This is a genomic window from Pseudomonas sp. D(2018) (assembly GCF_005502555.1).
Taxonomy (GTDB): domain Bacteria; phylum Pseudomonadota; class Gammaproteobacteria; order Pseudomonadales; family Pseudomonadaceae; genus Metapseudomonas; species Metapseudomonas resinovorans.
The window spans coordinates 1-12,073 of record NZ_SCOK01000091.1 but is presented as its reverse complement, the minus strand read 5'-3'; the positions used below and the strand labels follow the sequence as shown (position 1 = coordinate 12,073).

Here is a 12,073-nt window from a genome sequence, read left to right as displayed (position 1 = left end):
GGGAGGAGGTGGTCACGGCGGTGACGGCGGAGGAGGTCACGGTGGCGGTCATGGTGAAGCAGGCCATGACGGTGACGGTCATGGGGGGCCGGGGCGCGGCGACGCTGACCATGGTGGTATGGCTGGTAACAGAGGCCCAGGCAATGCCCATGACAACGACGCCGACAACGACGGCGCAGATGCGGCCAGAGACGCTGCCAAAGCTGAGGCGGATGCAGCCAGAGACGCTGCCAGAGCTGACGCAGATGCAGCCAGAGATACTGCCAAGGACGCTGCTGACGCAGCCAGGGACGCTGCCAGAGCTGAAGCAGATGCAGCCCGAGATGCCGCCAAAGCGGCTGGCGTAGAGGGTGCAGATGCAGCCAGAGATGCGGCCAGGGCTGAAGCAGATGCAGCCAGGGATGCTGCCAAAGCCGAGGCAGACGCCGCGAGAGACGCTGCCAGGGCTGAGGCAGATGCAGCCAGGGACGCTGCCAAGGATGCTGCAGACGCAGCCAGAGATGCTGACGATGACGCGCCGGACGCTCCTGACGCGCCGGACGTCGATGTGGTCGAGGTACAGCACTAGGCCTTCGAGTTCGGCAATGAACACGCAGGCATCTCAGTAGGTAACGTCCCGGGAGTTTTGAGGGACGTAACAGTTGGAGTCGCAAGCCCTGAAGAGTCGCGGGGCCTGCGACTCCATTTCCTAATCCTGCCGCACGGCCCGCGAACCCTCGTCTGTGCGAGGAAATGGGGGCCAGACTGAGGGCTCTCAACCGCTTGACCTGGCGCTCATCCACCTCTCCTTGCCTGCTCCAGGCTGAGGTTCAGCGCGCCATTGCCCGCAGCGAACACTTCTATATGGCTGTTACAGGCTTTGGGCCAACAATATGAGCGGATGCAGTGTCGGCACGCTGTGTACCAGCGTCGCCGACTACGAACCGGTTGTTTTGGATGCTTCGGGCGGAACTGGCTGCGGACGTTTCGCCAGGATGATCTTGCGGGCTGTATCGACGAAGGGGGTGACGATCAGGCTGTAGATCGTCAGGTAACGGTCGTGATCGTTTTCCCGGATACCGAATCGAATGCTCTCGGGCTTTGCGGAGGTGACATAGAGCGTCCCGAACATCCAGTCCCAGAGTGACAGGTTGGTACCGAAGTTCCTGTTGAAGTGCCGGGGTGCGTCAATGTGGTGAATCTGGTGCTGGGCCGGACTGTTCAGCACAAGCTCGATGACTGGACCGAACGAAAGCCAAACATGGCTGTGACGCAGGTTTGCCGCCAACCCATTGAAGATGAACACCAGATAGGTCATGCCGAACAGGGTGTAGCGGCTGATTTCCCCACCACAGGCGTACCAGAAGACGCCGGAGTAGAAGCCAAGGCAATCGGCGGTGGTCAGTTTCTCGACGATCTTTTCCACGAAGTGCACCCGGCTCGCTGTCGCCGGCACCAGGACAGGCGCCGAATGATGGACGTTGTGAAAGGCCCACAGCCATCGGGAATGAAAGGCTCGATGAGCCCAGTAATGCACGAAGTCCTTCACCAGAAACACCCTAGCCCGTAGACCAGCGAGATGCGGGCGCGCGCCCCACAAGTTGGTGAAAAAGGCGACGTAATCCCCGGAGCGCAGAATGTAAGGATCCACCAGGCCGACGATGGGCAGAACCAGGATGTTTTTCAGGATTGCCCGCACGAAATAGTACCGGTAGTCCAGCAACGCCGAGCGATGGAAATTGACCCGGTTGCCGCCGATGAACTGCCAGAACGACTGCGCGTTCGTCAGGCCTCGACGCTTCCTGAATCGGAACAGGCAGTAGGCGACTGTGTAGGAGACGAAGAGAAACAACACGCCGAGGCGACCGTTCAGGTCGAAGATACCTGAGAACTGCCTGGTGACCTGATCGACCACCAAATCAGTCAGGTGTCTGTAGATAAGCGGGAGAACGTCCACGGCGGGCGAGTCTTCGTCAAAGGACAGTGGAGTTGGCCGGGTGCCTGCCGGCTGCCGAGTGCTGGATCGACCTGAACGGCACGTATCGGCCCTGTTTCGGTTCGAACCTGGAGTTGGCGCTGCGCTCCTGGGGGGATCAGGTCCACTGATCCGTATGCGCAGGCGTACTAATCGCAGACGAAGACGGTGTGCCGATGCAGCGCCATGTCCCACGTCGGCTAGGTTGAACAATAAGCGCAATATTGTTTGCCAATAATTCTTACTGTCAAAACAAGAAACGGATACAGCAGGCCCATTCGACAGGAGATCGATGGGAGGCTTTCACCAGCATGAACGCCCCAGAAGTTCGAGGTCCTAGCCTAGTCTTTGGACTGGGTCGGGGGCCTGGTCTGTCTTTGTCGAGGTGGACACGGGACCGAACCATAGGAGCAAAAGACGCAGCAATCACCGGGTTTGGGACGCATCAACGCCTTGCAGTGGCTGCATTTATGGAAGTACAGGCAGGCATCAGTAGGCATCCTCACCTGCATGGTGAACCCACAGTTCGGGCACGTCAGGTCGGAATCGTAAGTGATTCCATGCATGCCGACTTCCATTCTGCTAGGGAAAGGAGGCGCACCGCTCAGCGGAGCTGCGGCGCGAGCCAAGGCGCTGCCAGCAAACCCAGCAGCAGGACAGTAACCAGCCAAAACCAGTGCCACTGGCGTTTCAGCCGGCATCTCTTTGCACGCGACCAATTCACTGCGTAAGCCGGTACAAGATAGAGGCGGCTCAAGGCAAGTCCCAGAAAGAGCAAGGTCAGACCGATAAAGAGCGGTCGATAGGGCCTCACAGTAGTCAGGCCCAGGGCCCAGGCTCCCCCTCCAAGCTCCAGCACCAGGAAGAAGACAGGGCCATAGCAGCACAATGAGGCCGCCATTCCAGCCAGTACGCTGGCCCACAGTGCACGGGTAATTGTGATGAATGCCACGTCATGCGCCTGAGGAAGGCTTGCCCTACAGTTAATCTAAGACCAGTACCTAAGTACGGAGTCAAGGGGGGCTCATGGCCCAGGAATTGACTATCGGCAAGCTGGCGACGCTGGCCGGCGTGAGCGTCGAGACGGTCCGCTATTATCAGCGTCGCGACCTGCTGGAACTGCCGGCCAGGTTGGCAGGCGGCCAGCGGCGCTATGGTCCGGATCAGGTCAAGCGCCTGCACTTCATCAAGCGTGCCCAGTCGCTTGGTTTCACCTTAGCGGAAGTAGTCAGCCTCCTGGCGTTGGCCGACGGCCACTGTTGCGCAGATGTGCGGGCGCTGGCCGTCCGCAAGTTGCAACTGATCGAGACCAAACTGGCCGAACTCACGGCGATGCGCCAAGCGCTGGGTGAACTGATACATCAATGCGATCTGAACACGGGCGAAATGGATTGCCCGATCATCCGAGCAATGAACCGGGATTGATTCACGACGACTGCGTAATTGCATTGACTCGTACTGGTAATCGCCCCCCCGCCTGGACAGTCAGTCATGACCTGCGCGGGGCAAACTCAAGCCGGCATCATGGTTCGCTATCGGAAGTGGACATCAGGCAGTACCAACGACGTCCCTTCGTTCGACACGGCGCAGACCTTCCACGCTCTGGAAGACCGTCTCTGCGCCTCCCTGACGTTGGGCTCGCGCCACTTCCCCCTCCGCATCGGCCCAGAAAATGGGTTTCATTACCCAAGATTGGACCTCAATCGCTACTCGTCCATTTGCCTGCAGCTTTGCCTCGACCTGTTTCGAATCAAACTCAATAACTTATACTGGAGTTGGAGAAAGGCTCTGCACGCTCGTCCCAGTGCTCCCAGCCAGCCAGACGACGCGGTCCCGGTCATTCGCACCTCCCGGCCCCCCGTTCACGGCTCGCTACAGGCGCGTCCCTTGCATAGGTCGCAGTGTGATCTTCAGGGTTCCAAACAATCCAGACGCGAGAAGTCGATCGCGACAACCCGACATCGAAGCAGGAGATTCGCCGCAAAGGCAAAACCATGGATAGAGCAACCTTGGTCCTGCTGGATGAACTGTTCGAACGCGCTGCCGCAGAACTGGCAACCAATGGTTTTGCGAGAGAGAGCATCAGGCTCCCGAACTCTACCTCTGAGCGGATTCGCCTTGCGGGGGAGTTACTGGTGGAGCGGGCAGCGGAAAGATTTCCGGCACTTGATCCGTACGTCGCCTCACGTGCCGATGGAACCATCACCCTGGTACTGGATAGCCGGAAGACGAGGTGATCTCGAACCACGTCAGATTTTCATTCGGACGTACCAGGAGCGCTCAATGGAAAATCCTTTCATCTGGGCAGAAATTCACCGCCTGACATTGCACGCCGCGGCGACCCACATCGCCATGGTGGCCTTTCTGGAACAGGCGATGGTCCCTTGGTCCGATGAGCAAATGGTGGAGTTCGAACGCATTTCCGCCGCCGAGGTAGCGGCGCTCAATGAATACCGGAGTTTCCTCGAACGCAGATGCGGCGGCCATTCGCCCCCACGGGCCGTGTTGCCCAACCGTGGCCGCCGGCAAGCCTGAAGTGCAATCAGGCCAAAAAATCGCTGGCTATTGGGGTGTCAAGAGAACCCCTCGTGTGGGGTTGCTTCTTTACGGAAGGTTCTTCTCCATTCCCAGTCGCCGCAGCGAGCCGACTGGCGCCACGCCACCCGTAACCTGACAAGCTCAACTTGAGCCTGAAGTGCCACCTCGCCAACGCGAAGGTCTCGGCGCGGTGGAGAGCTTCAGGCAATGACGACGAGTGACGATATGCCCAGTTCAGGCCGGACTTCCATATTCGAGGCTGTGGGCGTGTCGCCCAGGGCTCAAGTAGTCCCTGTGCAGCGAGTCCCGATAGCCGGTCGTTGACACCCGGGCTGGCAGCACTAGCCTCAATATGTGGGAAATATTCCCACGTATAGATTCTGACTGGCTTACAAGGATCGTGCGGACACCGCAGTTGCCATTTCATGCTGCAGATAAACAGCCGCGTCGGTTGGCTGGCCGCTCCAATGGACGGCTGGGAATGTGCTGGTTCTTGTGTTCGAAACGGGAATGGCTACGCAACTCCAAACGGAGGTTCATCATGCTGCTCAAGAAATGCTTGTTGGCTCTGGCAATTGGCGGAGTCCTGTCGGCGTCGACGGTCCTGGTACCCGATTACATGGGTAGTTTCTCCAGCGCGTATGCCAAAGATGGCGGCGGCGGCGGTGGCGGCGGACACGGCGGTGGTGGAAGTGGCGGTGGCCACAGCGGCGACGGCGGCGGGCACGGTGGTGGCCATAGCGGGTCGGGCCATAATGGCGAAAGTGGTGGCCACGGTGGCAATAGCGGTCCTGGGAGCGCGAGCAGCGGGCGTGGCCAAGACAATGATGCGGACCACGATGACGGCGGGCCGCATGGTGTCGGTCACAGCGCGGATGACGGGCCCGGTCACGACCTGGGTGGGCCTCATGGTGTCGGCCACGGTGCGGATGACGGCGCCGACCATGACGTAGGCGAGGCCCACGGTGTTAGTCGGGGAGCGGATGATGGCCCCGCTCATGATGTCGGCGACGACCGCTCCGGGGCTTGAACCGCCGAACCTGCGCGCGGCAAGACCCGGAATCCCTCCGGGTTTTGTGGTGCGAGGGCGGCAACGTAGAGGGTTGTAGCGCGTTAGGCGATGGAGGTTGAAATGCGGAGAATCTCGGGCTAAGCGCTGGGCTGACCGCTCAGGAGCGCTTTCCTGCTCGGTACTGTTCTTGAGGAACGACTTGCATGCGATTACCCACTTTGCCTCTTTCTCTCCTGCCGGCGCTGCAACACGTCATGCGCCCATTGGTGAGGCTGATGCTCAAGAAGGGGGTCACCTATACCAGCTTTGCCGATCTGCTCAAGGAGATATTCGTTGATGTCGCCGAGCGCGAGTTTCGCCTCGACGACAGGCCGCCGACCGACAGCCGAATCAGCCTGCTGACAGGTGTTCATCGCAAGGATGTCCGGCGCCTGCGGGCCAAGGCGGCCGGGGAAGAAGTCTCTCTGCCTGAGGTCATCTCGTTTGGGGCGCACCTGGTCAGTGTCTGGCAGAACAACGCACCGTTCTGCGAGCAACCTGGCCGGCCGCTGCCCTTGGCTCGGCTGGCCAGCACTGGTGGCGAGCGCTCGTTCGATGCCCTGGTAGCGACGGTCAGCAAGGACATTCGTGCCCGTGTCGTGCTCGACGAGTGGCAGCGCCTGGGCATTGTGCGAATGGATGACCAGGATTGCGTGCACCTGGAAACGATGGCTTTCATTCCGCAACGCGGGTTCGACGAGAAGGCTGCCTATTTTCGGCACAACCTCCACGATCATGCCTGCGCCGCTGTCCACAACCTGACCGAGGAAGGGGCGCCCTTCTTCGAACGCAGCGTCCACTACGACAGCTTGTCGCCCGCCGCTGTCGACCAACTGCGCGAAGCGGTCAAGGCAGATGGCATGCAGGTGCTGATCGGCTTCAACCAGTTGGCAGCGGCATTGGAGGAACGCGACATTCCCCCTCTCGATGCCAGGCAGCGCATCACCATCGGCCTTTATTTCTACACCGAACCCAATCCACCAGCAGTACCCAGCCCGACAACGGCCAGTTCGTCATGAACACTGCCACACGCCTGTTGTGCGCCTTCGCTTTCATCTGCGGCCCGTTGCTGCTGGCTTCTCCCTCGCTGAGCGCCGCACCGGTCTGCCTTGAGCCGGGCGGCATGGGCGGGACGGGCGCCGTTGCGACTGGTGGTATCGGCGGTACGGGTGCTCCAGCCGATAACGGAGGCGTAGGGGGTACCGGCGCACCCGCCAACAACGGTGGAATAGGCGGTACCGGTGCACCTGCCGATGAAGGTGGGATCGGTGGTACGGGCATTGTGGGAACCATCACCGGATTCGGCTCCATCTGCGTGAACGGCGTGGAAGTGCACTTCGATGACAATGCTTCGCTGAGTGAGAACGGCGAACCTGCCAGCAGCAACCAACTGGCCATTGGCCAAGTCGTGGCGGTGGAGGCTCGCAAGTCGCCACGCGGGCTCGAGGCGCGGAGCATCGCGATCCTCCACGCCTATGAAGGACCGATCACGGATGTGGCAACGGGCGCCACTCCGATGCGGGTGATGGGGCAGCCCGTTCGCGTTGCCGCAGGGGCCCGTGTGGCCGAAGGTCTGCGCATTGGCGAGGCGGTACGGGTCAGTGGATTGCGCAATGCCCAGGGCGAAGTGGTCGCCAGTCGGATCGACCGCGCACCGAAACTGGCGCAGGTCAGCGCGATCGGTGCGATCGAGCGACCCGGCAATCTGCAAGGTTTGGCCCTCAGCAAGCCGCTGGAACCTAGCGGCGAGGTCCTGGTGCGCGGCACCTGGAATGGCCGGCAACTGAACGTCATCCAGACGCGCAGCGATCCTGGCATTCCCTTCGCTGGACGGGTGCGTAACGCGCTGGTGGAAGGCCTGGTGCGCGGACAGAAGGGAAATCGTATTGAGTTCGGCGGATTCACTGCCCATGTGGACAGCAGGACGTCCTATTCACGCGGTCAGGCCGCCGACCTTGGGGTCGACCAGCGCATCCGGGTGTCCGGCGTGTTCGAGAAGGGACGGGAAATCCGCGCAGCGCGCATCGAATTCTCCCGGGAGCAGACTGCCTCCTCTATCCGCGACGGCTCCGGCCACCAGGACTCGTCTACGGAAGATTCCGAGGAACACGAAAATAGCGGCTCCGGTCGGGACGGCACTGAGACTGAGACCCGCGAGCGCAGCGGCGATGGCGAGACGCGGGAGAGAATCGAACGGGGCGACGATGGCGAAACCCGGGAGCGAATCGAGCGGAGAGAGGAGTCCGCTACCGGCGACCTGGAAAGTCGCGAGCGGATAGAAATCCGCGATTCCGGTGACCGCCTGGAAACCCGGGAGCGGATCGAGGTTTTCGAGAACGGTGTGCGGGTAGAGCGGATCGAGAGAATCGAGCGAATCGAACGGACGGACCGTGCCGATAAACCGGAACGGGTTGAGCGCGTGGAGCGTGTCGAGAGGATGGACAAGCCTGAACGCGTCGAACGGCCAGAGCAGGTTGAGCGACCAGACCATGTTGAACGGGTGGAGCGGGTGGATCGGTCCGGGCCCCATTAGAGGCGCAATCCAGCTCTGCTGGAAGCAGGCCTATGCCCAGGCGGGTAGCAGATGGCCGGCTAAGCTAAGCAGGGCCAATGTCATGGCTGTGAACTTCGATGTCTGGATCGCAACGAGGTAAACATGAGCGCTGCTCGCCTTATCATGCCGGGCCTTCTGGTGTCCCTGGTCTTGCCGGTCCTTGCCGACGAATTCACGGTTTTCTCAGGGCTCGATTACTCTCGGGGGAGATATGGGACGCCGACAACCAGCGAGACCTGGTATGTCCCGGTGATCGCCAGGTATGAAGCCGGCCCCATGATTTACAAGCTGACCATCCCGTACCTGCGCATCACTAATCCCGCAGTAGGGCCGGATGGCGAGCCGTTGCCAGGGGACTGTGGCAGCGTTGAAAAAGGCGTGGGTGACACTGTGGCCAGCGCCGGTTACGCACTGCTGGACGGCAGCCGAGGAGATGGGCTGATCGTCGATCTAATCGGCAAGATCAAGCTGCCGACGGCCGATGAAGACAACTGCCTTGGCACTGGAAAGACCGACTTCTCCGCCCAGATAGACCTCGCGCAAGCCTTTGGTGTCATCAGCGGTTTTACCACCTTGGGCTGGAAGAAGTTCGGCAACCCATCGGGCTCTGACTTCGACGATCCGATTTTTGCCTCGCTCGGCTTCGTTGCCGGGCTGGCGCCTGGGACTTCTGCGGGGGCAGCCTATGACTGGCGACAGAGCGTGACCTCCGATGGCGATGGAATCCGGGAATTCACCCTGTTCCTGACACAAAGGCTCAGCCCATCCTGGAAGGTCCAGTTGTATGCCCTCAAAGGATACTCCGATGCCAGTCCCGACTCTGGCGGCGGGTTGCTGCTCAGCCACACGTTCTGAATGCCTTGCGTACCTGGACGTAGACACCGCCTCAATCTAACTTGAGTAGTCCCGCTAACCTCACTTTGGCATCTTCATCAGAGCCAGGGAGGCCGTCCACGGTGAAGCGCCTGCTTTCCGCTAGACGGTAGGGGCCTGCCCAAGCGGGCACTACGTCCGGCGCCTGCGCAACCGCGATCCGTATCCTGCGCCCAGCGGTGATTGGGTCTCGGTCAAGCAATTGTACCAGCAAGCGGGCCCAACACCGCGCGCCCTGGGCGGGATGGAGATGACCTGCATCGCGTGCGCCAGCACTGCGTCCGCCAGTTCTGGCGGTTGCGCCCCAGGAAATCTCACTTACGCTCGCCGGCGATACGCCTCAATAGGGGCGTTGGATAAATTCTGCGTCCTTCTTTGTCCACTTAGAGCATCTAGCTCGTTCGGCCGGTCCGTTTGCAGTACAGCAATCATCGTTGTCCAGAGAAACCAGACTTTTCAACTCGTAGGAACTCGATGATGTTCACAGCTGCATTACCGTGTGGCCTCCATACGCGGTGGCTTGATCCCTCGCGGGAGGGAACACCCGGCATGGGCCGGGCGCTTGCGTTGGCGCAGGGGTCAGAACCTGTAGTTGGCGCTGAGCTCCAGGGTGCGCGGCGCACCGGGGGTGATCAAGTCCACCGAACCGTGGGCCGAGGCGTAATAGTCGCGATCGAACATGTTGTGCAGGCGCAGCGCCATGTCCCATTGCGGCAGGTTGTAGAGCAGCGCCGCATCGAAGGTGGTGTAGCTGGGCATCACCACCTTGTTGTCCAGGGCGGTGTAGCGATCATCCACGTAGTTGGCGCCCATACCGACGCGCCATTCCGGCGTCATCGAACGCACGACCCAGAGGTTCGCGCTGTTGCGCGGGGTCAGGGTCGGTACCTGGCCTTCGTTGGACACGCCATTGGTCTTGCTGTTGGACTTGGTGATCTCCGCGTCCAGATAGGCGTAGCCACCGTAGACCTGCCACTTGTCCGTGAGCTGGCCGCTGAAGGTGGCCTCGAAGCCATCGGTGCGCTGCTCGCCGGCGAGCACCGTGAGGCTCGGGTTGGCCGGGTCGGAGGTCTTCATGTTGGTGCGCTCGAGGCGGAAGATCGCCGCGGTGACCGACAATCGGCTGTCCAACAGGTCCCACTTGGCACCCACCTCGTAGTTGGTGGTTTTTTCCGGTTCCAGGTTCTTGGTAGCCGGACTGAGCTGGAACACTTCGCCCGAGGGCTGGTAGCTGCGGCTGACCGAGACGTAGTAGGACTGGATCTGGTCCGGCTGATACACCAGGCCGGCACGCGGGCTCCAGGTCTTGTCGGTGCGGTCGAGGTCGACGTTCTGCACGCGCTTGTCATCGAACTCTTGGCCGAAGATGTCATAGCGCACACCGAGCAGCGCCTTCCACTGGGAGGTCAGCTCGATCAGGTCCTGCACGTAGAAACCGGCGGTTTCCTGGTAGTTGGTGCCCTTGGACGAGAGGTTGCTGGCGTGCTCCGGCACCGGCACCAGGCCGTCACTGTATACCGGCACCTGGGCCACGTTGTTCTGGTTGAACACCCGCTGATACTTGTCCTGGTAGCCCACTTCCATGCCGTAGAGCAGGTTGTGCTGCATGCCGGCCAGTTGGAGTTGCTGCTTCAGGTCGGTCTGGTTGAACACGCCGTATTCGTCGCGGGCGACGTTGCCGCGGTTCAACTTCACCAGCAGCTCGCCGTTGGGGGCGGTGACGAAGCGGGTCGGACTGCTGTCGGCCAAGGTGTTGTTGCGGTCCAGATCGTAGTGGTAGTAGCGGGTGGCGTTGGTCAGGGTCAGATCGTCATTGATCCGATAGTCCAGGCTCGCGGTGAAAGAAAACACCTCGCTGCGGGCGTAGTCCTGGTCCGCGTCGCCGGAGCCGAAGCGCTTCTCGCGATCGACATGCACCGGGCGGTCGCCGAGGGCGGGAATGCCGAAGTCGATCAGGCGCTTGTCGTAGAGGTAGGTGGCACCCACGTTGAGTTCCAGATCGTCGGAGAGCCTGAAGAACGCCGAGGGCGCGATGGCCTTGCGATCGATGTAGCCGTCGTCGCGGAAGGTGTCGCTGTCCTCGTATGCGCCGGTGACACGGAAAGCCTTGTCGCGCTGTTGCTCATCGGCCCAGCCGGCATCGAACTGAGTGCGGCGCTTTCCTTCGCTGTCGAAGCTTACGCCGACCTCGTGCTTGGGCTCGAAGCCGGGCTTCTTGCTCACGCTATTGATCAGGCCGCCGGAGGAACCACGGCCGTAGAGCACGGCGGCCGGGCCCTTGATCACCTCGACCCGTTCGATGTTGGAGAGGTCGCGGAAGTACAGGGCGTCATCGCGCACGCCGTCGATGAACATATCGCCGATGGCGCTGAAGCCGCGGATGGTGACCTGGTCACGCTGGCCATCGCCGTTGGACAGACCGACGCCGGGCACGTTCTTCAGCACGTCCTCCATGGACTGGGCGCCCTGGTCCTTGATCACGCTCTCGGGCACCACGTTTACCGTCTGCGGGATATCGCGCAGCGGCGCGTCGATCTTCAGCGCGCTCTTGCTCTCGGTGGGCTTGTAGCTTTGCTGTTCATAGGCACTGGTAACAGCGGTCGCCGGTATGGCCATCACATCCTTGGTTTCTGCCTGTACAGCCGGAATTACCAGTACACCCAGCACCGGCAGCGATGCCGGATTAATGCGCAAAAATGCCACCATAAGCTCCTTGTTTGAATAAGAAGCAAATGGTACCAATTCGTATTTGTAAATGACACGTAAATCTATCTCCGCCTCATCCTCAGCGTTACTTGCATACGTTACCTGCTGTCGTGGTCAAGTTTTGGTGGACACCGGGATAGGGGATTTCAGGTAGTGGCCTTCTCGTAGTCGGCTGGCGATCGATAGCCGAGGGGATACCGGTGATGGCGGCGTTCATTCCCGTCATCTGAAATTCGAAATCGATTTAATTGCCCACTTTGATGCCTTGTAACTGCTCCCGCGTTTGAATCGCCCCGGGTTCTGTGGAGGCCGTTTCGTTTAAGTCAGGCCGCCATGGCCTGACCTGCTTGTTGCTGGTGGAAGTTTGCCTCAGCCTCCGCGGGCGGGATATATCCGA

General features: G+C 60.8%; 12 protein-coding genes. 6 read left to right on the top strand and 6 right to left on the bottom strand.

The annotated features are described in order from the left end of the window. The 4 genes from FFS60_RS28830 to FFS60_RS27880 all read right to left on the bottom strand — a co-directional run. On the bottom strand, positions 1-592 hold a 592-nt coding region (locus FFS60_RS28830), incomplete at its 3' end, for a hypothetical protein (protein ID WP_171016598.1). Between the two features lie 324 nt (positions 593-916). Further along, positions 917-1,936 carry a sterol desaturase family protein gene (locus FFS60_RS27890; protein ID WP_137823817.1) on the bottom strand — a complete coding sequence of 340 codons (1,020 nt, stop codon included), beginning with the start codon at positions 1,934-1,936 and terminating at the stop codon, positions 917-919. 359 nt (positions 1,937-2,295) lie between these two features. Then, positions 2,296-2,520 (bottom strand): GDCCVxC domain-containing (seleno)protein, encoded by a 225-nt coding sequence (locus tag FFS60_RS29205; RefSeq protein ID WP_137823816.1) that lies wholly within the window; start codon positions 2,518-2,520, stop codon positions 2,296-2,298. A 38-nt stretch (positions 2,521-2,558) separates the two neighbouring features. Continuing rightward, positions 2,559-2,906 carry a mercuric transporter MerT family protein gene (locus tag FFS60_RS27880; protein ID WP_137823815.1) on the bottom strand — a complete coding sequence of 116 codons (348 nt, stop codon included), beginning with the start codon at positions 2,904-2,906 and terminating at the stop codon, positions 2,559-2,561. Between the two features lie 74 nt (positions 2,907-2,980). On the opposite strand from FFS60_RS27880, the gene FFS60_RS27875 reads away from it, so the two are divergent. The 3 genes from FFS60_RS27875 (at position 2,981) to FFS60_RS27865 (ending at position 4,489) form a co-directional block, all read left to right on the top strand. Beyond that, complete coding sequence (locus FFS60_RS27875; RefSeq protein WP_137823814.1) at positions 2,981-3,379, top strand: MerR family DNA-binding protein; 399 nt, start codon at positions 2,981-2,983, stop codon at positions 3,377-3,379. Positions 3,380-3,948: 569 nt separating this feature from the next. Beyond that, positions 3,949-4,191, top strand: coding sequence for a hypothetical protein (locus FFS60_RS27870; protein WP_137823813.1), 243 nt, complete (start codon positions 3,949-3,951; stop codon positions 4,189-4,191). Between the two features lie 46 nt (positions 4,192-4,237). After that, a complete protein-coding gene (locus tag FFS60_RS27865) occupies positions 4,238-4,489 on the top strand; it encodes a hypothetical protein (RefSeq protein WP_137823812.1) in 252 nt (83 codons plus the stop codon). A 517-nt stretch (positions 4,490-5,006) separates the two neighbouring features. Here the strand turns inward: FFS60_RS27865 and FFS60_RS29545 are convergent. Next, a complete protein-coding gene (locus FFS60_RS29545) occupies positions 5,007-5,492 on the bottom strand; it encodes a hypothetical protein (protein WP_218570624.1) in 486 nt (161 codons plus the stop codon). Positions 5,493-5,707: 215 nt separating this feature from the next. Here FFS60_RS29545 and FFS60_RS27855 point away from each other — a divergent pair, with 215 nt between their 5' ends. From FFS60_RS27855 to FFS60_RS27845, 3 genes are all read left to right on the top strand, one after another. After that, positions 5,708-6,562, top strand: coding sequence for a DUF6502 family protein (locus FFS60_RS27855; protein WP_137823811.1), 855 nt, complete (start codon positions 5,708-5,710; stop codon positions 6,560-6,562). Continuing rightward, the gene (locus FFS60_RS27850; RefSeq protein ID WP_256658173.1) at positions 6,559-8,076 is read left to right on the top strand and encodes a DUF5666 domain-containing protein; all 1,518 of its coding nucleotides are present in this window, start codon (positions 6,559-6,561) and stop codon (positions 8,074-8,076) included. The genes FFS60_RS27855 and FFS60_RS27850 overlap by 4 nt, the downstream gene beginning before the upstream one ends. Positions 8,077-8,199: 123 nt before the next feature. Next, positions 8,200-8,952 (top strand): hypothetical protein, encoded by a 753-nt coding sequence (locus FFS60_RS27845; protein WP_137823810.1) that lies wholly within the window; start codon positions 8,200-8,202, stop codon positions 8,950-8,952. Between the two features lie 597 nt (positions 8,953-9,549). Here FFS60_RS27845 and FFS60_RS27840 read toward each other — a convergent pair. Next, on the bottom strand, positions 9,550-11,676 hold the full coding sequence (locus tag FFS60_RS27840; RefSeq protein ID WP_137823809.1) for a TonB-dependent siderophore receptor: 2,127 nt from the start codon (positions 11,674-11,676) through the stop codon (positions 9,550-9,552). Between the last annotated feature and the right edge of the window lie 397 nt (positions 11,677-12,073).